Raw genomic sequence first — 22,944 nt, 5'->3', positions numbered from 1 at the left:
AGCATGGGCCCATTTCAGCCGGGGTGGTGCCAATAACGGCGGCGGATCTCGCGCTGACAGTCCATCGCGTCGGGCTCAGCGCTGCGCCAGGTGGCGGCGCCGCACTCGGGGGAGCTCACCCACGGAATACCGCGCTGCCGGTAGCGCTCCAGCACGGTTTCGGCGGGGTGGCCGAAGCGGTTGCGGTAGCCGGACTGCACGATCACCCAGCGCGGCATGAGCGTGTTGAGCAGCACCGGGCTGCTCGACGTCTGGCTACCGTGGTGGGGGGCGAGCATGACGGTGGCGCGCAGTTCAGGGCGGGCCAGTGCCAGGCGCACTTCCTGAGTGGCGTCGATGTCGCCACCCAGCCAGGCGCTGTGCCGACCGTTGGACACGCGCAGCACGCACGACATGGCGTTGCTGGACAGTCGCCCCGTGCCGTCCTCGCGGTAGTGCGCGGGTTGCGGGTGCAGGATCTCGAAGTCCACGCCATCCCAGTGCCAGTGCCGGCCGGCGATGCAGCGGCGGAAGGGATCGGGGTCGAATGACGAGAGCCACCGGGCCTGCGGCTGCGCTGCCTGCACCGAGGCCGCACCCCCTGCGTGGTCGCTGTCGCGGTGGCTCACCAACACCGCGTCCAGCGTTTCACCCAGCGCGCGCAGCAGCGGCAACACCACGCGGTCGCCCGCATCGGCGGCATCGGCCTGGGGGCCATAGCGTGGGCCGGTGTCGTAGAGCAGGCTGTGGTTGGCGGTGCGCAGCAGCACGGCACTGCCCTGGCCCACGTCCAGCGCCAGCAGTTCGAACTCGCCCGGCGCCGGGCGCGGCGGTGTGTAGAGCAGCGCGGGCCAGACCAGCATGAGCCCGGCCAGCCGCAACACCCACGGCAGACGAAGCACCAGCAGCACACCACCGGCCACCGCCGACACCGCCAGCGGCCACGGCGCCACGGGCCGGAAGATGGCTGCCCAGGGCCACTGCGCCAGCCAGGTCAACCCCAGCGCCATGACGTGAACCGCCCAGGCCGCTGCATCCCACAGCGGCGGCAGCAGCACACCGAGCATGGCCAGTGGCGTGATCCACAGTGTGACGAGCGGAATGGCCACCAGGTTGGCCAGCAGGCCCACCAGCGAGAACTGGCCGAAGAGCAGCAAGGTGAGCGGCGCGAGCGCCACCGTGACGATGCCCTGCTCGCGCACCAGTGACACCATGGCCCGGAGCGCTCGGCGCAGCGCACCCAGCGGCGCCTGTGCGCGCCAGCGACCACCGGGATCGGTGGCGAACAGAATGCCCACTGCCACGAAGCTGAGCCAGAAGCCCGGCTGCAACAGTGCCCACGGGTCCAGCACCAGCACAGCCACCATGGCCAGCAGCCACACCACCGGCCAGGGCCAGCGGCGCACGCCCAGGCGCAAAGTCACCACCACCGCCAGCATGATCAGCGTGCGCTGCGAAGGCACGCCCCAACCCGAGAACAAAGCGTAGGCCGCCGCCAGCGCCACACCACCCACGCCAGAGGCGAGCGGCGTGGGCACGGCGTGCAGGGCCGGCGGCCAAACCCGCGCCAGGCGCCGCCAGGCAACGGCCACCAGCACCGTGGCGAGCCAGGCGAACATGGTCACGTGCAAACCAGAGATCGACATGAGATGCGCCACCCCGGTGGTGCGGAACAGGTCCCAGTCGGCGCGATCGATCGCCGACTGCTCACCCACCACCAGCGCAGCGATCACACCCGCGCTGCGCGGATCGCCGGCCAGGCGGGCATCGATGCGTTCGCTCACCGCCTGACGCGCGGCGTCCAGCGAATGCCATGGGCTGCCATCCAGCTTCTGCGGGGCAGGGTCGCGCGGGCCGCTGCGCACATAGCCGGTGGCCTGGATGCCACGTTCCCAAAGCCAGAGCTCGCGGTCGAAACCGTGCGGATTGGCGTTGCCGTGCGGGCTGCGCAGGCGAACGGTGAAGCGCCAGCGTTCGCCTGCTCGCAGGCCGGGGCTGCCTGCCGCGAGGGACCAGCCACCCTCGCCCGCCGCGTCCAGGCCGCCGTACCAGCTCAGTTGCAGGCGCGGTGGCGGGCGCACCGGTTCGCCGCGCAGCCGGGCGGCTTCCACCGCGAATTCAAAGCGCTCACCCTGCGCGCCGCGCTGAGGCAGCGAGTCGATGCGGCCCGTGATTTCGATATCGAGGCCCTGCAGGGCCGGGTCGAGAGCGCCCGCGGCAAAGTGCGCCGCGCGTGCTCCGGTCAAACCGAAACCGGCCAGAGCGCCCGCCAGCAGGGCGATGACCACACCCCAGCGCCATGCGGGACGCCAGACCCAGGCCACAACCATCAGGAGAAGCGCCAACGCCAGCGCCACGCCATAGAACCCGAGGGGAAAGAGTTCGGCCTGCTGCAACTGCAACGCCACCCCCAACACCCCACCCAGCAAGGTTCCCGCCTGGCCCGCGCCCCGGCGGCCGTTGCCCGGCCTGTCATTCTTCTTTGGCGCGAGACTTGCTAGGATGCCTGCAAGCCGCGCCGGCAATGCCTTTACCGGCAGACCCATCGTCTTTTTGTTTTTCCCTGTCGAAAGCTTCGCATGGCCATCCACGTTGCCCTGAGCCACATCACGCATTATCGGTACGACCGTCCGGTCAAGCTGGGGCCTCAGGTGGTTCGTCTGCGTCCCGCGCCGCACAGCCGCACCAAGGTGCTCTCGTATTCGCAGCGCATCGAGCCCGGCGTCCACTTCATCAACTGGCAGCAGGACCCGTTTGCCAACTACCAGGCCCGCCTGGTGTTTCCCGAGCCCACCACCGAGTTCAAGGTCACCATCGACCTGGTGGTGGAAATGGCGGTCTACAACCCGTTCGATTTCTTCCTGGAACCCTCGGCCGAGAACTTCCCGTTCGAGTACGACGCGAGCCAGTTGCAGGAACTCGCACCCTACCTCGCCACCGCGCCCATGACGCCGTTGCTCAAGGCCTACGTGGACGCGGTGGACCGCAGCGAGCGCCGCACCATTGATTTCCTGGTCGACATCAACCAGCGGCTGCAGCGCGACATTGCCTACACCATCCGCATGGAGCCGGGCGTGCAGGCGCCAGAGGAGACGCTGAAGATCAAGAGCGGTTCCTGCCGCGACAGCGGCTGGCTGCTGGTGCAGATCCTGCGCCACATGGGCCTGGCGGCGCGTTTCGTCTCGGGCTATCTGATTCAGCTCACGTCCGATGTGAAATCGGTCGACGGCCCGAACGGCCCCGAAAAGGACTTCACCGACCTGCACGCCTGGTGCGAGGTGTTCCTGCCCGGCGCCGGCTGGATCGGGCTGGACCCGACCTCGGGCCTGCTGGCCGGTGAGGGCCACGTGCCGCTGGCCTGCACGCCGCAACCTTCGAGCGCCGCGCCGGTGGAAGGCGCCGTGGACAAATGCGAGGTGACCTTCAGCCATCACATGGGCGTGACGCGCATCTACGAATCGCCGCGGGTGACCCTGCCCTACACCGACGACCAGTGGGCCGGTGTGCTGGCGCTGGGCGAGAAGGTGGATGCCGATCTGGAAAAGAACGACGTGCGGCTGACCATGGGAGGCGAACCCACCTACGTGGCCACGGCAGACCGCGACGCCGCCGAGTGGAACACCGACGCGCTCGGTCCCACCAAACGCGGCTACGCCACCGAACTGCTCGGCCGGCTGCGCGAGCAGTACGGCGCGGGTGGCTTCGTGCACATGGGCCAGGGCAAGTGGTACCCCGGCGAGCAGTTGCCGCGCTGGGCGCTCTCGATGTTCTGGCGCGCCGATGGCGAGACCATCTGGCAAAACCCCGCCCTGCTCGCCGATGAGCGCGACGAAGCCCACTACACCGCCGACGACGCGCGCCGCTTCACACAGGCGCTCGCGCGCAAGCTGGGCCTGTCCACGCAGTACATCACCCCGGGCTACGAGGACACCTGGTACTACCTCTGGCGCGAGCGCCGCCTGCCGGTGAACGTGGACCCGTTCGACAGCAAGCTCGACGACGAGCTGGAACGCGCGCGCCTGCGCCGCGTGTTCACGCAGGGGCTCGATGCCACCGTGGGCTACGTGCTGCCACTGCAGGCCTCGGGACCCAGCGGCGCGCTCTCCAGCAACGGGAAAGCCAGCTACCCGCGCATCTCGGGCACGGTGTGGTCCACCGGCCCCTGGTTCTTCCGCGACGAGCGCATGTACCTGATTCCGGGCGATTCGCCCATGGGCTACCGCCTGCCGCTGGACTCGCTGCCCTGGGTGTCGGCGGGCGACTACCCCTACCACATCGAACAGGACCCCCATTCCGCGCGCGACCCGCTGCCGCGCGGCGCGGCGGTGAAGCACCAGGTTTCGCCTCATCAGGTGGGTGGGGGGTTTGCAGAGGGCGGCACCGTGTCGATGCAGGGCATGGACTACGACCCCGATGCCGAAACCGTGGAAGGCCTGCGCCCTGGTCAGCCCGGGCCGGGCTCGGCGCCCTCGCAGGCGCTGTCGTCGCGTTTTCCGCAGCGCGCTGAATCGGCCGCCTGGCTCACGCGCACCGCGCTGTGCGTGGAAGCACGCGATCCGCACCGCGCCAATGGCCCCAAGGCCGAGAAGGCCGGCGGCGGCACGAGCCATCACCTCTACGTGTTCATGCCACCCATGGTGCAGCTGGAGGACTATCTGGATCTGCTCGCTGCCGTGGAAGCCACGACAGAAAAGCTGGGCATGGCGATCGTGCTGGAAGGCTATCCGCCGCCGCGCGACCCGCGCCTGAAGATGCTGCAGGTCACGCCCGACCCCGGCGTGATCGAAGTCAACATCCACCCCGCCCACAACTGGGGCGAACTGGTGGAGCACACCGAGTTCCTGTACGAAGCCGCGCACCAGACGCGCCTGTGCGCCGAGAAGTTCATGACCGACGGCCGCCACACCGGCACCGGCGGCGGCAACCACTTCGTGCTGGGCGGCGCAACGCCCGCAGACTCGCCCTTCCTGCGCAAGCCCGAGCTGCTGGGCAGCCTGCTGGCCTACTGGCACAACCACCCTTCGCTGTCGTACCTGTTCAGTGGCCTCTTCATCGGCCCGACCAGCCAGGCGCCGCGCGTGGACGAGGCGCGCAACGATCAGTTGTACGAGCTGGAAATCGCGCTCGCGCAGATCGAGAAGAACCGACAGACCTACGGCGAAGACATGCCGCCGTGGATGGTGGACCGCACGCTGCGCAACATCCTGATCGACGTGACGGGCAACACGCACCGCAGCGAGTTCTGCATCGACAAGCTGTATTCGCCCGATTCGCCCACCGGCCGCCTGGGCCTGCTGGAGTTGCGCGCGTTCGAAATGCCGCCGCACGCTCGCATGAGCATTGCGCAGCAACTCTTGCTCCGCGCCATGATCGCGCGCTTCTGGAAGCAGCCATGGAACGGCCGCCTGACGCGCTGGGGCACCGAACTGCACGACCGTTACCTGCTGCCGACCTTCGTGCGCATGGACTTCGAGGACGTGCTGGCCGACATGGCCGACATCGGCTACCCCTTCGACATGGCGTGGTTCGAGCCGCACTTCGAGTTCCGTTTCCCGCTGGTGGGTGAAGTGGCTGCGCGCGGCATCGAACTCACCATCCGCAGTGCGCTGGAACCCTGGCACGTGATGGGCGAGGAAGGCGCACCGGGCGGCACGGTTCGGTATGTGGACTCGTCGCTGGAGCGTGTGGAGGTGCGGGTGAAGGGCCTGAACGAAAGCCGGCACGTGGTCACCTGCAATGGCCGTGCCCTGCCCCTGATGAGCACCGGCACCGTGTCCGAATACGTGGCCGGCGTGCGCTACAAGGCCTGGAGCCCGCCGTCGGCGCTGCACCCGTCGATTCCCGCGCACGCGCCACTGACCTTCGACATCGTCGACACCTGGCTGCAGCGTTCGCTGGGCGGCTGCCAGTACCACGTGGCGCATCCGGGTGGGCGCAACTACGACACCTTCCCGATCAACGCCTACGAGGCCGAGAGCCGCCGTCTGTCGCGCTTCTTCCAGATGGGCCACACGCCCGGGCGCATGGTGGTGGAACCGGCATTCAGCAGCCGCGAATTCCCCTGCACGCTCGACCTGCGTGCCTGAGTCCGGGCAAACCCGGGCTGTGTGAAGGATGCAACAAGGCGACTCCGACGGCCCCGGGCCTCGAGCGCCTGCACGGGCATACTCAAGCCCAGTGAACCCCGAACCGACCGAATCCCTCTTTGACGGACTGCGCCCCGACGCCCCTGGCGACCTGGCGCTCTCGCTCGCGGTGCCAGCCGACGCCGGTCACCGCGACGAGTTGCGCGCGAACGGTGCGGCCGATGCCTCGGCACTTGCGCCCACCTGGGCCAACTTCTTCGACCACATCGGCACCGACGGCTTCGCCGATTTGAACCGCCGCAGCGAGAACCTGCAACGCCAGATCCGCGACAACGGCGTGACCTACAACGTCTACGCCGACAAGGCGCGCGGCCTGGAACGGCCCTGGGCGCTGGACCTGTTCCCCAAGATCATCGACCCGCAGGACTGGGCGCGCATCGAAGTGGGCGTGCTGCAGCGCACCCGTCTGCTCAACGCCATGATGGCCGACCTGTACGGCGAGCGCGAACTGCTCAAGCGCGCGCTGCTGCCCGCCGCGCTGGTGCAGGGCCACCCCGGCTACCTGCGTGCCATGCAGGGCATGCGCCCGCCGGGCGACACCTGGCTGCACATCGTGGGCTTCGACCTGGCGCAGGGCCCGGACGGCCAGTGGTGGGTGGTGGGCCAGCGCACGCAGGCGCCTTCGGGCCTGGGCTATCTGCTGGAGAACCGCATCGCGATCTCGCGCCAGTTCCCCAAGGCCTTCGCGGGCATGAAGGTGCAACGCCTGGCCGCCAGCTACCGAGCGCTCATGGACGGCATCAAGCGCATGGCGCCCGAAGGCGAGAACGCGCGCATCGCCTTGCTCACGCCCGGCCCGTACAACGAAACCTATTTCGAACATGCCTACCTGGCGCGCTACCTCGGCCTCACGCTGGTGGAGGGCAACGACCTCACGGTGCGCGACCAGCGCCTGTTCCTGAAGACCCTGGGTGGCCTGGAGCCGGTGCACGCGCTCATCAAACGCCTGGACGACGAGTGGCTGGATCCGCTGGAACTGCGTTCGGACTCGCGCCTCGGTGTGCCAGGCCTGCTGCAGGTGCTGCGTGCGGGCAACCTGCTGCTGGCCAACGCACCGGGTTCGGCGCCGCTGGAGTCCAGTGCGCTGCTGGGTTTCCTGCCGGCCATCAGCCGCCACCTGCTCGGCGAGGAACTGAGCATGCCTTCGCTGGCCACCTGGTGGTGCGGAGAAGACGCGGCGCTGCGCGAAGTCCTGCCGCTGCTCAAGGACAGTGTGATCAAGCCCACTTACCCGCGCTCGGAACTCGAAACCGTGATGGGCCAGAGCCTGGGCGAACGCCAGCTGGATGAGTGGTCGGGCCGCATGGCGCGCCACCCCGACAACTACACCGTGCAGTCCTGGTTGCCGCTCTCGCAGACACCCACGTGGTCGGGCGAGCGCCTGATCCCGCGCTCGGCGATGTTGCGCGTGTTCGCGCTGGCCAACGGTCCCCAATCGTGGTGCGTGCTGCCGGGCGGTCTGGTGAGGCTGGCGCCGCGCGGCGAACTCATTGCGGCCATGCAGCGCGGCGGCAGCAGCGCCGACTGCTGGGTCGTCACCAACGGCACGGTTGATCACACCAGCCTGCTGCAGGCGGCGCCCACCACCCTGTCGATGGCGTTGCAGAAACAGCCGGTGACCAGCCGCGCGGCCGAGAACCTGTTCTGGCTGGGCCGCTACACCGAGCGCGCTGAAAACAGCATCCGCCTGGCGCAGATCGCCTTGACGCACCTGGGCGGCGAGGAACCCAGCTCGCGCCCGCTCATGGCGTGGTTGTCCGACACGGCGCGCGAGAACGCGCTGGTGCTGCCCGACGTACCCGCGGCCACACTCTCGCCGCGCGTGTTCGCACGCAGCCTGATCGCCTCGCTCTCGCCCCATCCCGACACGCCCATGGAGTTGCAGGCGCTCAGCGTCGGCTTCAACCTGCGCGCCCTCAAGCTATCGGCCTCTCAGGTGCGCGAGCGGCTGTCGCAAGAGCACTGGAACCTCATCGAGCGGGTGGATGCCGCCTTTGCGCACGATTGCGCCGCGCTCTCCACCGACGCCGAGTACGCCACCGCCGAGGCGCTGACCGCGCTGCAGAACGCCAGCGAACTGCTGGCCGCCATCACCGGCTCGCAGACCGACCGCATGGTGCGCGACGACGGCTGGCGCATGCTCTCCATGGGCCGGCACATTGAACGGCTGATCACGCTCTCGCGCGCGCTGGCGCTGGGACTGGAGCACCGCTGCGTGCACGATGCGGCAGGCTTCGAAGCGGTGATCGCCCTGTTCGACAGCACCATCACCTTCCACGCGCAGTACCAGCAGCGGCGCGACATGGTGGCGCTGATCGACCTGTTGGTGATGGACCGCGACAACCCGCGCTCTCTGGCCTGGGTGGTGCAGACGCTGCGTTCGCGCCTGGCCAAGCTGGCCAACAGCGCCACGCCGCAAGACGCGGTGCTGGCGCGCAGCCTGCCCAATCCCGACACCTGGGTGCTGCCCGATCTGAGCAACTGGCAGCGCAGCCCCGACGGCTTGCGCACGTGGAGCGATCTGGCGACCTTGCTCGAAGAGTGCGAGGCCGCAGCGGTGGAGTTGTCGAACGAATTGACACGCCTGCATTTCAGTCATGCCGACCAGCGCAACCAATCCCTCGGAGCCTGAGACATGAGCCCCCACGCTCCGCACTTCGTGTCGTCGCTGCCCCCCAAGGGGGTGCAGGCCCGCCTTGGGGCGGCCCGGCGGAGGGCCTGAGATGCTCCTGCGCATCGTCCACCGCACGCGCTACCGCTACCACGCCGCCATCGACCTGGCGCAGCACATGGTGCACCTGCGCCCGGTGGACACGCCCACCCAGCAGGTGTTGCAGCACGAACTGCGCATCGACCCCGAGCCGGCCGCACGCAGCGACACCACCGACGTGTTCAGCAACCAGCGCACCTTTTTCTCGCTGCAGGCGCATCACTCGATGCTGACGGTGGAAGCCGACAGTCTGGTGAGCACGCACGCACCCGAGCCGCTGCCGCTCGGGCAGCCCTGGCGCGGCATGAGCTGGGAGCGCGTTCGCGAGCATTTCCGCTACCGCGCCCTGGCGCCGTTCGACCCCGCGAGTGAATTCCTGTTTCCGTCGCCGTATGCGCCACGCGACGACCGCTTTGCGGACTTCGCGCGCCCCGTCTTCAAGCCGGGCCTGCCCGCGCTGGAAGCAGCACGCGCGCTGATGGAACACATCCACACCGAGCTGACTTACGAGGCCGACAGCACCGAAGTGAACACGCCGGCGCTCGAAGCCCTGGAACAGCGCAAGGGTGTGTGCCAGGACTTCGCGCACATCATGATCTGCTGCCTGCGCAGCATGGGTTTGCCCGCGCGCTACGTGAGCGGCTATCTGCTCACGCGCCCACCACCCGGCCGGCCCCGTCTGATTGGTGCGGATGCGTCGCATGCCTGGGTATCGGTCTATGTGCCTTTGACTGCCGGGGGCGACGAAAACACCGCCACTGCCGGTGCGTGGTTCGACTTCGATCCCACCAACAACCGCTGCGGCTGGGGCAGCCCGGGCGAGGACTACGTGACGCTGGCCACCGGACGGGACTTCGGCGACATCTCACCCATGCGTGGCGTGATCCAGAGCGGCGCTCGCCACACGCTGTCGGTCGCGGTGACGGTGGCGCCCCCTGACGAACTGGCCGAGCTCGCTTCAGTCACGCCGGCCTGAGGCCCGGGCCTGCGCCGATAGAATGGCCCGCTCATTCTTCAGGAGTCTCCCATGTCCGTTCACGAAAAGCTCAAAAGCCTCGGCATCACATTGCCTCCCGTCTCCGTGCCCGCCGCGGCCTACGTGCCCTTCGTGCAGACAGGCCATCTGATCTTTCTCAGCGGCCACATCGCCCGACAGGACGGCAAGCCCTGGGTCGGCCAGCTCGGCCTGACCATGACCACCGACGAAGGCAAGGCCGCCGCGCGCGCCGTGGCCATCGACCTCATGGGCACGCTGTCGGCCGCGTGTCTCGCCGCTGGCAAGACGCTGGACGACGTCAAGCGCATCGTGAAGGTGCTCAGCCTGGTCAACTCCACCCCAACCTACACCGAACAGCACCTCGTCACCAACGGCTGCAGCGAACTCATCGGCCAGGTGTTCGGGCCGGTGGGCGCGCATGCAAGAAGTGCTTTTGGTGTGGCGCAGTTGCCGATGGGGGCCTGTGTGGAAATCGAGCTGATCGCAGAGCTGGCCTGACGCCCGCTTGAGACGTCAGCGCTTGCGGCGTTCGCTAGCGCGCCGCACCTGGCGGCTCTGGGTTGCCAGGGCGACGGTTTCCTCTTTGGCCGCTCGGCGCCTTGCGAAGTGGCGCACGACAAAGCGCGCGATACCGAAAGACAGCGCCGCCACTGCCGCCGCGATCACCAACCCGGTCCATTCGACGTTGTCCATGTTCAGTTCTCTTGTTTCAGGAAGACCTCGAAGCGTGCTAGCTCCTCGTCCAGTGCGCGCCGGAAACCCGCATCGCGCGGGCGCGTGACCGCAAACCCCAACTCGTGACTGAGCCTCCCGCGCTCCATGCGCAGGTTGGCCCAACCCACCATCTGTTCGCCCCACAGCACGGGCAAGGCGTAGTGGCCCATGGTGCGCTTCGGAGCGGGCACATACGCCTCGAACCGATAGGCCCAGCTCCAGAGCATTTCGAAGCGCCGCCGGTCCCACACCACGGGATCGAACGGGGCGAGCAGCCGCACGCCCTCGTCGGGCTGGTGGCGGCGCGAAGCCGGGTTCTCGTCTGCCGGCCAGAACCAGGTGGTGCCATCGACCATGGCATGGCCATACCGTGCGCGGGCTGCCTTCAAGACCGCACGGGTCTCTACCGACAGATGCGGAGCCCCGTACCGCAACAATGTCACCAGGTACCCCAGGCTGGCCGAAGGGATAGGTGCGTACAGCGCCACGATGACGTCGACCAGCGCCTCGGCACGCGCCCGGCGCGCCGACGGGCTCTCGTCCTGCTCGACGTGGCTCATCGCCTCATACACACGGGTACCCGCTTCACGTCGGCGCACACGCAGCCAGCCATGGTGGTGCATGTGCTCTAGCAGGCGGGTGCTGGCGTTGAGTTCACCGCCCCAGTAACCGGCCACGCGGCCGTGATGAACAAAGGTTTCGCCCACTTCGCGGGGATGCACCGCGCCCCTCTCCTGCACAAAGGCCAGCACTTCCCTGGCGCGCTCCATCGTGGCGGCGTCCCAGGGCTTGCGCGGCGTGCGTGGGTGCAACAAGGCCAGCATCTCGCGCTGCATGAAGCCGTAGTTGACGAAGGCGTCTTCCTCAATGCCCAGGCGCTCGTAGCGCCGCTCCAGTTCGCCCGCCCGGTAGTCGCGCACGCGATGGAAGAGGATGAGATCCTGCGCGCGGGCCGGTGCACGCATGGGATCGGCCTGCACAAAGCCGAGTCGGCGGATGGCCGCCGGCAAGGTCACGGGCTTGAACAGGCTGCGCGCGATGGCGTAGCGGCGCAGCTCGTCCAGCGTGGGCGAACGCGCCATCGTTTCACTCCACCCGTGTGATGCGGTTCGGCTTGAAGCCAAGGTCCGCTGCCTTGCCTTTGCGGGCGCGTGCGGCGCGCGCGTTGTTCAGGCTGCGGATCTCCAGCGTCTCGTCTCGCTCCTTGCCACCGCGACCGATGCCCTCGATCTTCACGCTGCGCGTGTAGGCAGCGGCACCGGCCAGCGTGTCTTTGGGCTCGAGGTCGATCAGCATCAGGCCACGACCGCCCTTCTCCATCAACTTGAGTTCGCCGATCTCGAAGGTGAGGATGCGCCCGCCCGTGGACGCGCAACAGACGTGCGTGGCCGGCACCAGCGGCAGGCCACCGGAAGTGAAGGCCGCGTGCGACGGCGCACAGGGCGTTTCGCCCTCGCCCAGGTTGAGGAAGGTCTTGCCGCCACGCTGGCGCGAGACCATGTTCTCCACCGTCGCGAGGAAGCCATAGCCGCCCGAGCTGCTCATCAACAAAGCGGCGTTGGCCGGGCCGGCGAAGTAGTGCAGCGGCTGCGTGCCGCTTTCCAGTTCGATCAGCGTGGTGATGGGCTGGCCGTCGCCGCGCGCGCCGGGCAGGCTGGCCACCGGCACCGAGTACACGCGGCCGTTGCTGCCGAAGGTGATGAGCGTGTCCACCGTGCGGCATTCGAAGGTGCCGTACAGGCCGTCGCCGGCCTTGAACGCGAAGCTGCCCGCCTCGTGCCCATGGCCGGTGCGCGCACGCACCCAGCCTTTGCTGGAGATCACCACCGTCACCGGTTCGTCCACCACCTTGATCTCGACCACGGCCTTCTTCTCGGCCTGGATCAGCGTGCGGCGAGGGTCGGCGAAGGTCTTCGCGTCGGCCTCGATCTCTTTCACCATCAGGCGCTTGAGGCTGCCGGGGTTGGCCAGGATGTCTTCCAGCTTGCCCTGCTCTTCACGCAGTTCCTTGAGCTCCTGCTCGATCTTGATCGCTTCGAGCCGCGCGAGCTGGCGCAGGCGGATTTCGAGGATGTCCTCGGCCTGCCGGTCGCTGAGCTTGAAGCGCTCGATCAGCGCGGCCTTGGGCTCGTCGCTGTTGCGGATGATGCGGATCACCTCGTCGATGTTGAGCAGCACCAGCTGCCGGCCTTCGAGGATGTGGATGCGGTCGAGCACCTTGTTCAGGCGGTGCTGCGAACGGCGGGTGATGGTGCCCTGGCGGAATTCGATCCACTCGGTGAGCATCTGCCGCAGCGACTTCTGCGTCGGCCGGCCGTCCAGGCCGACCATGGTGAGGTTGATCGGCGCCGAGGTTTCCAGGCTGGTGTGGGCCAGCAGCGCGGTGATGAGTTCCTGCTGCTCGATGCGGCTGCTCTTCGGCTCGAACAGCAGGCGCACCGGCGCGTCCTTGCTCGACTCGTCGCGCACGCCATCCAGCACCATCAGGATGCTGGCCTTGAGCTGCGTCTGCTCCTGCGTGAGCGCCTTCTTGCCGGTCTTCACCTTGGGGTTGGTGATTTCCTCGATTTCCTCGAGCACGCGCTGCGTGCTCACCCCCGGCGGCAGCTCGGTCACCACCAGCTGCCACTGGCCGCGCGCGAGCTCCTCGATCTTCCAGCGCGCGCGCACCTTGAGGCTGCCGCGGCCGGTGCGGTAGGCGTCGGCAATGTCGCCCGCCGGGCTGATGATCTGGCCACCACCCGGGTAGTCGGGCCCGGGCAGCATCGCGAACAGTTCGTCGTCGGCCAGCTTCGGGTTCTTCACCAGCGCCACGCAGGCGTCGGCCACCTCGCGCAGGTTGTGGCTGGGGATTTCGGTGGCCAGGCCCACGGCAATGCCGCTGGCGCCGTTGAGCAGGTTGAACGGAAGGCGCGCCGGCAGCTGTTTCGGCTCGACGGTGGAGCCGTCGTAGTTGGGCACGAAGTCGACCGTGCCTTCGTCGATCTCGTCCAGCAGCAGCGTGGTGATCTTCGCCAGCCGCGCCTCGGTGTAGCGCATGGCCGCGGCGCCGTCGCCATCGCGCGAACCGAAGTTGCCCTGGCCATCGATCAACGGATAGCGCTGCGCGAAATCCTGCGCCATGCGCACCAGCGCGTCGTAGGCGGCCTGGTCGCCGTGCGGGTGGAAGCGGCCCAGCACGTCACCCACCACCCGCGCGCTCTTCACGGGGCGCGCCGCGGTGTTGCGGTTCGGCCCGCTGAAGCCCAGACCCATGCGGTCCATGCTGTAGAGGATGCGGCGCTGCACCGGTTTCTGGCCGTCGCACACGTCGGGCAGCGCACGGCCTTTCACGACCGAGAGCGCGTATTCAAGATAGGCACGCTGCGCGTAGTTCGCGAGGTTCATGCCGTCGTCGTCCGGCTCGGACAGCGGCAGTTCAGGGGTGTTCAGATCGGACATGGATGTTCAGATTCAGATATCGATTTCGACCGAGTCGCCGTGTAACTCCATCAGCTCGCGGCGCGAGGCGGCTTCGCCCTTGCCCATGAGCTTGGTGATGAGGGCCTCGGTGTCGGCGAAGTCGATGGCGCCGAGCACCACGGGCATGAGCCGGCGCGTGTCGGGGTTGAGGGTGGTGTCCCACAGCTGTTCGGCGCTCATCTCGCCCAGGCCCTTGAAGCGGCTGATCTGGCACTTCTCAGGCGCCACGCCGTCCTTGGCGCTCTTGTCCAGAATGGCGTGCAACTCGCCTTCGTCCAGCGCGTACTGCTTGACCGCCGGCTTCTTGCCGCGCGCGGGAATGTCCACGCGGAACAGCGGCGGGCGCGCCACGAACACGTGGCCGGTTTCAATGAGCTTGGGGAAGTGGCGGAAGAACAGCGTGAGCAGCAGCACCTGGATGTGCGAGCCGTCGACGTCGGCGTCCGACAGGATGCAGACCTTGCCGTAGCGCAGGCCGCTCAGGTCGGGCGTGTCGTTCGGGCCGTGCGGATCAACGCCGATGGCGACCGAGATGTCGTGGATTTCGGTGTTGGCAAACAGGCGGTCGCGCTCGACTTCCCAGGTGTTGAGCACCTTGCCGCGCAGCGGCAGCACGGCCTGGCTTTCCTTGTCGCGGCCCATCTTGGCGCTGCCGCCGGCGGAGTCGCCCTCGACCAGGAACACCTCGTTGTGCGACAGGTCGCGGCTTTCGCAGTCGGTCAGCTTGCCGGGCAGCACGGCCACACCCGAGCCCTTGCGCTTCTCGACCTTCTGGCCCGCCTTCTGGCGCGACTGCGCGGCCTTGATGGCGAGCTCCGCCAGCTTCTTGCCGTAGTCCACGTGCTGGTTGAGCCAGAGCTCCAGCGCAGGGCGCACGAAGCTGCCCACGAGGCGCACCGCGTCGCGCGAGTTCAGGCGCTCCTTGATCTGGCCCTGGAATTGGGGGTCCAGCACCTTGGCGCTCAGCACGTAGCTGGCACGCGCGAACACGTCTTCGGGCAACAGCTTCACGCCCTTGGGCAGCAATGCGTGCAGCTCGATGAAGCTCTTGACGGCCTGGAACAGGCCGTCGCGCAGACCGCTGTCGTGTGTGCCACCCGCGCTGGTGGGGATCAGGTTGACGTAGCTCTCGCGCACCGGCTGGCCGTCTTCGGTGAAGCCGACGCACCAGGCCGCGCCTTCGCCTTCGGCAAAGCTGTCGTGCCCGCTGTCGGCGAAACCTTCGCCTTCGAACAGGGGAATCACGGGGTCGCCGTTGAGCGTCTGCTGCAGGTAGTCGCGCAGGCCGCCCTTGTAGAGCCAGGTCTGCGTGTCCTTCGTTTTCTCGTTGACCAGCGTCACGCTGACACCGGGCATCAGCACCGCCTTGCTGCGCAGCAGGTGGGTGAGTTCGGCCATGGGCAGCGCGGCGGATTCGAAATACTTCGCGTCCGGCCAGGCACGCACGGTGGTGCCCTGCTTGCGGTCGTCCGCGCCCTTGGGGTTGATCACCAGCGGTTCGATCACGTCACCGGCGGAGAACGCCAGCTTCGCCACCTGGCCTTCGCGGAAGCTGGTCACCTCCAGCCGGGTGGAAAGCGCGTTGGTCACGCTCACGCCCACGCCGTGCAGGCCGCCCGAGAAGCTGTAAGCGCCGCCCTTGCCCTTGTCGAACTTGCCGCCGGCATGCAGCCGGGTGAACACGAGTTCGACCACCGGGGCCTTTTCCTCGGGGTGCAGGCCGAACGGGATGCCGCGCCCGTCGTCTTCCACGCTCACCGAGTGGTCGATGTGCAGCGTGACCTTGATCTTCTTGCCGTGCCCGGCCAGGGCCTCGTCGGCCGCGTTGTCCAGCACTTCCTGGATGATGTGCAGCGGGTTGTCGGTGCGGGTGTACATGCCCGGCCGCTGCTTGACCGGCTCCAGCCCCTTGAGGACGCGGATCGAGCCTTCGGAGTATTCGTTGGGTGTTTGGGTCGCCATGGGGGCGGATTGTATGCCCCGAAAACTGTATGCAAATACAGACTTTTCGTCAGCAAGGGGCCAGGCGATGCACGGGATTCATCAGTGGCGGGGCAAAATTTCAAGCCCCGGAGCCATGGCCGCGACAGGCAAAGCCCATCCTTCTTCGCTACAGTTCCCGGATGTCCTCCACCCCCACCCTTGCCAGCCCGCCCCGCCTCTCCGCCCTGCAGGTGCTGGCCTGCGGCGCCCTGATCGTCACCCTGTCCATGGGCATCCGCCATGGTTTCGGCCTGTGGTTGCAACCCATCACCCAGGCCCAGGGCTGGACGCGTGAGACCTTCTCGTTCGCGCTGGCGATCCAGAACCTCTCCTGGGGCGTGTTCGGCATCTTTGCCGGCATGGCGGCCGACCGTTTCGGCGCCTTCCGGGTGCTGATCGGCGGCGCGGTGGCATATGCCCTGGGGCTCGCGGGCATGGCGCTGAGCACCTCTTCGCTGGGCTTCGCACTCACCACCGGTGTGCTGATCGGCGCAGCGCAGGCAGGCACCACCTACGCGGTGATCTACGGGGTGATCGGCCGCCAGATTCCCGCGGAAAAGCGTTCCTGGGCGATGGGTGTGGCAGCGGCTGCCGGCTCGTTCGGGCAGTTCCTCATGGTGCCGGTGGAAGGCTGGCTGATCAGCAACTTTGGCTGGCAGCAGGCGCTGCTGTTCCTCAGCGCGGCGGTGCTGCTGGTGATGCCCCTGGCGATGGGCCTGCGCGAACCCGGATTCGCGAGCGGCGCGCCGGCCAAGCGCGAACAGACCATTGCACAGGCGCTGCGCGAGGCCTTCCGCTACCGCAGCTTCCAGTTGCTCATGGCGGGGTACTTCGTGTGTGGCTTCCAGGTGGTTTTCATCGGCGTGCACATGCCCAGCTACCTGAAGGACAACGGCCTGTCGCCGCAGGTGGCGAGCTACGCGCTGGCGCTGATCGGCCTGTTCAACGTGGTGGGCACCTACGCGGCGGGCGCGCTCGGGCAGCGGCTTGCCAAGCGCCACATCCTGGCGTTCATCTACTTCGCGCGTGCGCTGGTGATCGCTGTGTTCCTCATCGTGCCGCTGTCGCCGGCCAGCGTGTACGTGTTCGCCAGCGTCATGGGCGTGCTGTGGCTCTCCACCGTGCCGCCAACCAATGCCGTTCTGGCGCAGATCTTCGGCGTGGCCCACATGTCCATGCTCAGCGGTTTCGTGTTCTTCAGCCACCAGATCGGCAGCTTCATGGGCGTGTGGCTGGGCGGCGTGCTCTACGACCGCACCGGCAGCTACGACATCGTGTGGTACCTCTCCATCGCGCTGGGTATCTTTGCTGGCCTGATCAACCTGCCTGTGCGCGAGACGCCGATCGTGCGCACGCCGCCACAGGGCGTGGGAGCGGCAGCATGAAGCCCCTGGTAATGCGTGCCATGGTCTGGGCTGCGGTGGCCGCGGGCCTGCTGGCCACGCTGGCGCTCTACCAGCGCCCCGACTTCCTGGTGAATCTGGCCGACCAGATCTGGAGTTGTTTCTAGATGCACGGCACCGAGACGCCATCGGCATGGGTGCAGCGCTGGGCCCACCTGGTGCCCGCCGGCGGCAGCGTTCTGGACGTGGCCTGCGGCCACGGGCGCCACCTGCGCTGGTTCGCGGAGCGGGGTCATCCGGTCACGGGTGTGGACCGTTCACCCGAGGCCATCGCCTCCCTGGCGGGCATAGGGCGCACGGTGCTCGCCGACATCGAGAACCACCCCTGGCCCCTGGAGGGCGAGCGTTTTGACGCCGTGGTGGTCACGAATTACCTCTGGCGCCCTCTTTTGCCGGTCATCGTGGCCAGTGTGGCCGAAGGCGGCGTGCTGATTTACGAGACCTTTGCCGACGGCAACGAGAGCGTGGGCAAGCCCTCCCGGCCTGACTTTCTGTTGCAGACCGGTGAACTTCTGGTCGCCTGCAGGGACCTGAGGGTGGTGGCTTTCGAGGATGGGTTCAGCGACCGTCCAGAGCGATTCGTGCAGCGCATCGCCGCTGTGCGAAAACGCTCAACCACCCCTGTCTCCCCCCCAAGGTATCCACTGGATGCCGCTGGGTAGAATGCGTGATTCGCGCGCCCGGCGCGCCCTGCTGAAAAGGGCGCACCCGTCGCCCTCCATCGGACCCCGAACATGACACCCATCACCGGCAGCATCGTCGCCCTGGTCACCCCCATGCAGGAAGACGGCAGCGTCGACTATCCGACCCTGCGCAAACTGATCGACTGGCACATCACCGAAGGCACCGACTGCATCGGCGTCGTCGGCACCACCGGCGAGTCGCCCACCGTCACGGTGGAAGAACACTGCGAGATCATCCGCGTCTCGGTGGAGCAGGCGCGCACCCACGGCGAGAAACGCGTGCCCATCATGGCCGGTTGTGGCGCCAACTCCACCGCCGAAGCGATCGAGCTTGCACGCTTCGCTCGCAGCGTCGGCGCCGACTGCCAGTTGCAAGTGGTGCCCTATTACAACAAGCCCACGCAGGAAGGCCAGTACCAGCACTTCAAGGCCATTGCCGAGGCCGTGGGCGACCTGCCAACAGTGCTCTACAACGTGCCCGGCCGCACCGTGGGCGACATGCACCACGACACCGTGCTGCGCCTGGCGCAAGTGCCAGGCATCGTCGGCATCAAGGAAGCCACAGGCAACATCGAGCGCGCGCAGTGGCTCATTCGCGAAGTGCCGAAAGGTTTTGCGGTCTACTCCGGCGACGATCCCACCGCCGTGGCGCTCTTGCTGTGTGGCGGCCAGGGCAATGTGAGCGTCACCGCCAACATCGCGCCTCGCCTCATGCACGAGCTGTGCGCCGCCGCCATTGCCGGTGACGTGAAGCGCGCCATGGAGATCCAGCTGCGCCTGCTGCCGGTGCACAAGAATCTGTTCGTCGAAGCCAATCCCATCCCGTTGAAGTGGGCCATGGCGCGCATGGGCCTCTGCAAGGAAACCCTGCGCCTGCCCATGACGCCGATGTCGCGAAACCTCGTGCCGCTGGTCGAAGGTGCGCTGAAAGAAAGTGGCCTGCTGTCCTGACCGGATCGCGCGCCTCGTCGAATTCCACCCTGTTCCTACCAAGCTCATCCATGTCCATCCGCACCTCGATCACGACCCCCTCTTCCCGGATGAGCCAGGCTCGCTCCGCCCACCTGTCGGTCCGACTCGGCATGCTGGCGATGGCCGCGCTGGTGGTCTCGGGTTGCTCCGTCCTCCAGGAAGACAAGATCGACTACAAGGGCGCCGCACGCGGTAGCACGCTGGACGTGCCTCCCGACCTGACGCAACTGAGCCGCGACTCGCGCTACAACGTGCCCGGCTCGGTGGTGACCGCCAGCGGCTACCAGACGGCCCAACCCGCTGCAGCGGGCACGGGAACCGCCACCGTGAGCGTGGGCGATGTGCGCATCGAACGCGCCGGCACGCAGCGCTGGCTGGTGGTCGACCGGCCGGCCGACAAGCTCTGGAGCCCGGTGCGCGACTTCTGGCAGGAAAACGGCTTCCTGCTCGAGGTCGACCAGGAATCGCTGGGCATCATGGAAACCGACTGGGCCGAGAACCGCGCCAAGCTGCCGCAGGACATCATCCGCTCCACCATCGGCAAGCTCTTCGACAGCGCCTATTCGACTGGCGAGCGCGACAAGTTTCGCACCCGACTGGAGCGCAATGCCGCGGGTGGCACCGAGGTCTACATCAGTCACCGCGGCATGGTCGAGGTGTATTCCAACACCGAGAAGGACCAGACCATCTGGCAACCCCGCCCGGCCGATGTCGAGCTGGAAACCGAGTTCCTGCGCCGCATGATGGTCAAGCTCGGCGTGAGTGAAGCGCAGGCCAAGGCCGTGACCGCCACGGCGCCTGTGCAGGCCGCGGCCCGCATGACCATGGTGAACAACGCGCCAGTCGTGCAGTTTGACGACAACTTCGACCGCGCCTGGCGACGCGTCGGCCTGTCGCTGGACCGCACCGGATTCACCGTGGAAGACCGCGACCGCAGCCAGGGTACGTACTTCGTTCGCTACGTCGAACCCGTGACCACCACCAAGCCTGGCTTCATCAGCCGCATTTTCGGTGCCTCGACGCCCGAAGCCAGCGCGGCCCGCTACCGCGTGGTGGTGCGCAGCGCCGAGAACAAGACCACGGTGTCGGTGCTCGACGGTCAGGGCAAGGCCGATGGGTCGGCCAACGCGCAGCGCATCGCGCAATTGCTGGCCGACGACCTCAAATAAGCCGTCAGAGGCCGAGGGTCGACGCCGGAAATGCCGGTGTCCCCTTCTGCCACCACTGGTTCAAACGCTCCCGCAACTCCACGCGCCTTGCCGCGTCGTGGCTCGCCACGAGCGTTCCCCGCGCCGGATCAAGGCGCTCCATCGTCCAGCCAGGCGACCACAACGCGCTGGGCAGATCGCCCTGCACCGCCTGTGCGCAGGCATGGGCTTCGACCAGATGCGACCAGGTCACGCGCCATTGCACAAAGCGCGGATGGCGTTCGCGCAGGTCGCGGTAATCGCGCGCGATCAATTGCAGGGTGCGACCGCGCGCCGACCAGGCGTGCAGGGAGGCCACCACGTCGCGCTCACCCAGTGGCCAGTCGGCGAAATCCACATCGCACAGCACGACGCGCGACCAGCCCTCTGCCGAGGCGGTCACCAGCGCCTGACGCACCAGGTCGACAAACAGGGCATGGCCTTCCAGCCGCCCCTGCGGCAACGCGGGCAGATCGGGCGGTGGGGTCGACTCTTCGGCAGGGTTCATGCTTGCCTCCTGTTCATGGGCTCAATTCCCGGTGCAGCCAGCCGGCCTCGAACCAGTCCTGAAGCAGCGTCTTCGCGTCTTCGCTGGCGTGCATCACCTCGCGTTCGGCGAGAACACGCCAATCGGCCAGCGTGCGCATGAGGCGCGCATCGCGCCCGCCCGCGCGAAAACTCTCACCGTTGATGAACACGTGATGCTCGTCGTACATCATGCGCGTGCGCCGGTCCAGTCTCAAGGCACCGGGCGTCCAGGCGCCAGAGGCCTCGTCGAACCAGATGCGGGGCTTGGGTTCGGTCATGACTTCACCGAGCGCGCAGGCAAGTGAGCGACGATCGGCCAGCAGGCGCTGCAATGCATCGAGCGCGAAGTCGCGCAGGGCGACGGGCATGGCCGCCGGGGTCGCGGTGGCATGCTGACGAGGGTCGCGGTAGAGCGTGTCGTCCTGCCATTCGTCGGCCATGCGCTGCAACAGTTCCCCCGCGAGGCCTCCGCGTTGTGGCGCCCGAAAGCCAATGGAATAGGTGGTGCAGTCGCCACCCACCGCGACGCCGTCGTGCGCCCATCGCGGCGGCAGGTAGAGCATGTCGCCCGGGCCCAAAAGGTGCTCTTCCTCGGGTTCGAAATGGCTGAGGATCTTCAGTGGCACATCGGGTTGAAGCGAGAAGTCGGTCTGCCGGCCAATGCGCCAACGCCGCTGACCTGTGGCCTGCAGAAGGAACACGTCGTAGCTGTCGACATGCGGCCCCACACCGCCACCGTCGCTGGCCCAGGAAACCATGAGGTCGTCCAGCCTTGCGTCTGGCACAAAACGAAACCGCTGCAAGAGTTCGTGTGCAGCGTCCAGATGCTGGTCCACTCCCTGAACCAGCATCGTCCAGCCAGGCTGCTTCAAGGGTGGCAGGCCGCTGCGGCCCAGGGGTCCCTGGCGCAGGGTCCAGCTGGCGCCCTGGCGCACGATCAGGCGCGACTCCACCGTCTCCTGCCCCGCCATTTCGAACAATTGCTGGCGCGAGAGCAGCGGCTGGAATCCAGGTACCGCCGCGCGGATCAACAGTGGCTTCTTTTGCCAGTGGCGGCGCATGAACCGTGCGGGCGAGAGGCCGCCCAACAGCGGGGAAGGCGCGTCAGGGAGGCTGGATGCGAATGCTGGGGTCATGGGACAATTGTCGGATGAAAATCAACCAACAATGCGTGGTCGCACTGACCTGGACCCTCAAGGACACGCTGGGCGAGGAGCTCGATGTGCTCGAAGAGCCGGTGGAGTTCCTGGTGGGCGGCAACGACTTGCTGGCGAAGATCGAGGAGGCCTTGCTCAACCATTCGGCGGGCGACACCGTCGAACTGCACCTGGAACCTGTGGATGGCTTCGGCGACTACGACGACCGCCTGCTGTTCCTGGAGCCCCGGCACCTGTTTCCCGACAACATCGAAGAAGGCATGGGTTTCGAAGGCCTGCCCGAGGGTTGCAACTCGGCGGCGCCCAAAGACCGCCTGTATTTCGTGAGCGACATTTATCCCGAACACGTGGTGCTGGATGGCAACCACCCGCTCGCAGGCATCGCCCTGCGCATCGTGCTGAAGGTGCATGCGGTGCGAGAGGCCGAAGAAAGCGAAATCGGGCGCGGCACACTGGGGACGGGCTTCTTCCGCATGGAGGTGGACGCCCCCGACGAACTGCAGGGCCCGGGGATCACGCCACCCGGCCCCCGCACGCTGCATTAGCCGCGACCTGTGGAGCCGTAACCGCCAGCTCCGCGTTCGCTTGCGGCTGCAAATTCTTCCACCACGTTGAAGCGCGCCTGCACCACCGGCACGATCACCATCTGCGCGATGCGCTCCATGGGTTCGATGGTGAAGGCCACGTCACTGCGGTTCCAGGCACTCACCATGAGCTGGCCCTGGTAGTCGCTGTCGATGAGGCCCACCAGATTGCCCAGCACGATGCCGTGCTTGTGACCGAGGCCGGAGCGCGGCAGGATCATGGCCGCGTAGCCTGGGTCTTCCAGGTGGATGGCCAGGCCCGTGGGCACCAGTTGCCAGGCGTTGGGCGCCAGCGTGACGGGGGCGTCCAGACAGGCCCTCAGGTCCAGGCCCGCGCTGCCCGCGGTGGCGTACGCCGGAAGCTGGTTCGCCATGCGTGGATCCAGCACCTTCACATCGATCTTCATGCAGTCACTCCAGCCCTGCGGGCCATGTCGTT

General features: G+C 67.4%; 18 protein-coding genes. 10 read left to right on the top strand and 8 right to left on the bottom strand.

What is annotated here, in order from left to right:
• Window positions 1-14: 14 nt before the first annotated feature.
• Window positions 15-2,525, bottom strand: coding sequence for a DNA internalization-related competence protein ComEC/Rec2 (locus ACTIF6_RS15685; protein WP_439588852.1), 2,511 nt, complete (start codon window positions 2,523-2,525; stop codon window positions 15-17).
• Window positions 2,526-2,558: 33 nt separating this feature from the next.
• Here ACTIF6_RS15685 and ACTIF6_RS15680 point away from each other — a divergent pair, with 33 nt between their 5' ends.
• From ACTIF6_RS15680 to ACTIF6_RS15665, 4 genes are all read left to right on the top strand, one after another.
• On the top strand, window positions 2,559-6,065 hold the full coding sequence (locus ACTIF6_RS15680; RefSeq protein ID WP_439588851.1) for a DUF2126 domain-containing protein: 3,507 nt from the start codon (window positions 2,559-2,561) through the stop codon (window positions 6,063-6,065).
• A gap of 91 nt (window positions 6,066-6,156) precedes the next feature.
• On the top strand, window positions 6,157-8,757 hold the full coding sequence (locus ACTIF6_RS15675; protein ID WP_439588850.1) for a circularly permuted type 2 ATP-grasp protein: 2,601 nt from the start codon (window positions 6,157-6,159) through the stop codon (window positions 8,755-8,757).
• A 91-nt stretch (window positions 8,758-8,848) separates the two neighbouring features.
• The gene (locus ACTIF6_RS15670; protein WP_439588849.1) at window positions 8,849-9,811 is read left to right on the top strand and encodes a transglutaminase family protein; all 963 of its coding nucleotides are present in this window, start codon (window positions 8,849-8,851) and stop codon (window positions 9,809-9,811) included.
• A gap of 51 nt (window positions 9,812-9,862) precedes the next feature.
• Complete coding sequence (locus ACTIF6_RS15665; RefSeq protein WP_439588848.1) at window positions 9,863-10,330, top strand: RidA family protein; 468 nt, start codon at window positions 9,863-9,865, stop codon at window positions 10,328-10,330.
• Between the two features lie 15 nt (window positions 10,331-10,345).
• Here ACTIF6_RS15665 and ACTIF6_RS15660 read toward each other — a convergent pair whose 3' ends face one another.
• Genes ACTIF6_RS15660 through ACTIF6_RS15645 form a run of 4 tightly spaced genes read right to left on the bottom strand, consistent with a single transcriptional unit; the run spans window position 10,346 to window position 15,970 of the window.
• Window positions 10,346-10,525 (bottom strand): hypothetical protein, encoded by a 180-nt coding sequence (locus ACTIF6_RS15660; RefSeq protein ID WP_439588847.1) that lies wholly within the window; start codon window positions 10,523-10,525, stop codon window positions 10,346-10,348.
• Between the two features lie 2 nt (window positions 10,526-10,527).
• On the bottom strand, window positions 10,528-11,628 hold the full coding sequence (locus ACTIF6_RS15655; RefSeq protein WP_439588846.1) for a DNA glycosylase AlkZ-like family protein: 1,101 nt from the start codon (window positions 11,626-11,628) through the stop codon (window positions 10,528-10,530).
• 4 nt (window positions 11,629-11,632) lie between these two features.
• Window positions 11,633-13,987, bottom strand: coding sequence for a DNA topoisomerase IV subunit A (gene parC, locus ACTIF6_RS15650; RefSeq protein ID WP_439588845.1), 2,355 nt, complete (start codon window positions 13,985-13,987; stop codon window positions 11,633-11,635).
• A gap of 12 nt (window positions 13,988-13,999) precedes the next feature.
• Window positions 14,000-15,970: a DNA topoisomerase IV subunit B gene (locus ACTIF6_RS15645; protein WP_439588844.1), complete on the bottom strand. Its 1,971-nt coding sequence runs from the start codon at window positions 15,968-15,970 to the stop codon at window positions 14,000-14,002.
• Window positions 15,971-16,131: 161 nt separating this feature from the next.
• On the opposite strand from ACTIF6_RS15645, the gene ACTIF6_RS15640 reads away from it, so the two are divergent.
• The 5 genes from ACTIF6_RS15640 (at window position 16,132) to bamC (ending at window position 20,218) form a co-directional block, all read left to right on the top strand.
• Window positions 16,132-17,376 carry an MFS transporter gene (locus tag ACTIF6_RS15640; RefSeq protein ID WP_439588843.1) on the top strand — a complete coding sequence of 415 codons (1,245 nt, stop codon included), beginning with the start codon at window positions 16,132-16,134 and terminating at the stop codon, window positions 17,374-17,376.
• Window positions 17,373-17,501, top strand: coding sequence for a hypothetical protein (locus ACTIF6_RS15635; RefSeq protein ID WP_439588842.1), 129 nt, complete (start codon window positions 17,373-17,375; stop codon window positions 17,499-17,501). Before ACTIF6_RS15640 ends, ACTIF6_RS15635 begins: the two co-directional genes overlap by 4 nt.
• Window positions 17,502-18,056 carry a class I SAM-dependent methyltransferase gene (locus tag ACTIF6_RS15630; protein ID WP_439588841.1) on the top strand — a complete coding sequence of 185 codons (555 nt, stop codon included), beginning with the start codon at window positions 17,502-17,504 and terminating at the stop codon, window positions 18,054-18,056.
• 72 nt (window positions 18,057-18,128) lie between these two features.
• Entirely contained in the window at window positions 18,129-19,028 is a 900-nt protein-coding gene (gene dapA / locus ACTIF6_RS15625) for a 4-hydroxy-tetrahydrodipicolinate synthase (RefSeq protein WP_439588840.1), read from the top strand.
• An 89-nt stretch (window positions 19,029-19,117) separates the two neighbouring features.
• Window positions 19,118-20,218 (top strand): outer membrane protein assembly factor BamC, encoded by a 1,101-nt coding sequence (gene bamC / locus ACTIF6_RS15620; RefSeq protein ID WP_439588906.1) that lies wholly within the window; start codon window positions 19,118-19,120, stop codon window positions 20,216-20,218.
• A gap of 4 nt (window positions 20,219-20,222) precedes the next feature.
• On the opposite strand, the gene ACTIF6_RS15615 is transcribed toward bamC, so the two are convergent.
• Together ACTIF6_RS15615 and ACTIF6_RS15610 are read right to left on the bottom strand one after the other, a co-directional pair.
• Window positions 20,223-20,744 (bottom strand): hypothetical protein, encoded by a 522-nt coding sequence (locus ACTIF6_RS15615; RefSeq protein ID WP_439588839.1) that lies wholly within the window; start codon window positions 20,742-20,744, stop codon window positions 20,223-20,225.
• Between the two features lie 13 nt (window positions 20,745-20,757).
• Window positions 20,758-21,900 (bottom strand): JmjC domain-containing protein, encoded by a 1,143-nt coding sequence (locus ACTIF6_RS15610; RefSeq protein WP_439588838.1) that lies wholly within the window; start codon window positions 21,898-21,900, stop codon window positions 20,758-20,760.
• A gap of 14 nt (window positions 21,901-21,914) precedes the next feature.
• On the opposite strand from ACTIF6_RS15610, the gene ACTIF6_RS15605 reads away from it, so the two are divergent.
• Window positions 21,915-22,466, top strand: coding sequence for an FKBP-type peptidyl-prolyl cis-trans isomerase (locus ACTIF6_RS15605; protein ID WP_439588837.1), 552 nt, complete (start codon window positions 21,915-21,917; stop codon window positions 22,464-22,466).
• Here ACTIF6_RS15605 and dut read toward each other — a convergent pair.
• Entirely contained in the window at window positions 22,463-22,912 is a 450-nt protein-coding gene (gene dut, locus ACTIF6_RS15600) for a dUTP diphosphatase (RefSeq protein WP_439588836.1), read from the bottom strand. The genes ACTIF6_RS15605 and dut overlap by 4 nt on opposite strands.
• Window positions 22,913-22,944: the final 32 nt, after the last annotated feature.

Origin of the sequence: Hydrogenophaga sp., from assembly GCF_051860785.1 — a bacterium.
In the GTDB taxonomy this organism is placed as follows: Bacteria; Pseudomonadota; Gammaproteobacteria; order Burkholderiales; family Burkholderiaceae_C; genus Hydrogenophaga.
The sequence above is the reverse complement of the archived record's forward strand: the minus strand, read 5'-3'. Positions and strand labels throughout refer to the sequence as shown.

Excerpts from the sequence above, each read along its gene's own strand:
- ACTIF6_RS15660 (WP_439588847.1), bottom strand. The coding sequence starts at position 10,525 with ATGGACAACGTCGAATGGACCGGGTTGGTGATCGCGGCGGCAGTGGCG.
- dut (WP_439588836.1), bottom strand. The coding sequence starts at position 22,912 with ATGAAGATCGATGTGAAGGTGCTGGATCCACGCATGGCGAACCAGCTT.
- ACTIF6_RS15610 (WP_439588838.1), bottom strand. The coding sequence starts at position 21,900 with ATGACCCCAGCATTCGCATCCAGCCTCCCTGACGCGCCTTCCCCGCTG.
- ACTIF6_RS15655 (WP_439588846.1), bottom strand. The coding sequence starts at position 11,628 with ATGGCGCGTTCGCCCACGCTGGACGAGCTGCGCCGCTACGCCATCGCG.
- bamC (WP_439588906.1), top strand. The coding sequence starts at position 19,118 with ATGAGCCAGGCTCGCTCCGCCCACCTGTCGGTCCGACTCGGCATGCTG.
- ACTIF6_RS15640 (WP_439588843.1), top strand. The coding sequence starts at position 16,132 with ATGTCCTCCACCCCCACCCTTGCCAGCCCGCCCCGCCTCTCCGCCCTG.
- dapA (WP_439588840.1), top strand. The coding sequence starts at position 18,129 with ATGACACCCATCACCGGCAGCATCGTCGCCCTGGTCACCCCCATGCAG.
- ACTIF6_RS15670 (WP_439588849.1), top strand. The coding sequence starts at position 8,849 with ATGCTCCTGCGCATCGTCCACCGCACGCGCTACCGCTACCACGCCGCC.
- ACTIF6_RS15605 (WP_439588837.1), top strand. The coding sequence starts at position 21,915 with ATGAAAATCAACCAACAATGCGTGGTCGCACTGACCTGGACCCTCAAG.
- ACTIF6_RS15680 (WP_439588851.1), top strand. The coding sequence starts at position 2,559 with ATGGCCATCCACGTTGCCCTGAGCCACATCACGCATTATCGGTACGAC.
- ACTIF6_RS15615 (WP_439588839.1), bottom strand. The coding sequence starts at position 20,744 with ATGAACCCTGCCGAAGAGTCGACCCCACCGCCCGATCTGCCCGCGTTG.
- ACTIF6_RS15645 (WP_439588844.1), bottom strand. The coding sequence starts at position 15,970 with ATGGCGACCCAAACACCCAACGAATACTCCGAAGGCTCGATCCGCGTC.
- ACTIF6_RS15630 (WP_439588841.1), top strand. The coding sequence starts at position 17,502 with ATGCACGGCACCGAGACGCCATCGGCATGGGTGCAGCGCTGGGCCCAC.
- ACTIF6_RS15665 (WP_439588848.1), top strand. The coding sequence starts at position 9,863 with ATGTCCGTTCACGAAAAGCTCAAAAGCCTCGGCATCACATTGCCTCCC.
- ACTIF6_RS15635 (WP_439588842.1), top strand. The coding sequence starts at position 17,373 with ATGAAGCCCCTGGTAATGCGTGCCATGGTCTGGGCTGCGGTGGCCGCG.
- ACTIF6_RS15685 (WP_439588852.1), bottom strand. The coding sequence starts at position 2,525 with ATGGGTCTGCCGGTAAAGGCATTGCCGGCGCGGCTTGCAGGCATCCTA.
- parC (WP_439588845.1), bottom strand. The coding sequence starts at position 13,987 with ATGTCCGATCTGAACACCCCTGAACTGCCGCTGTCCGAGCCGGACGAC.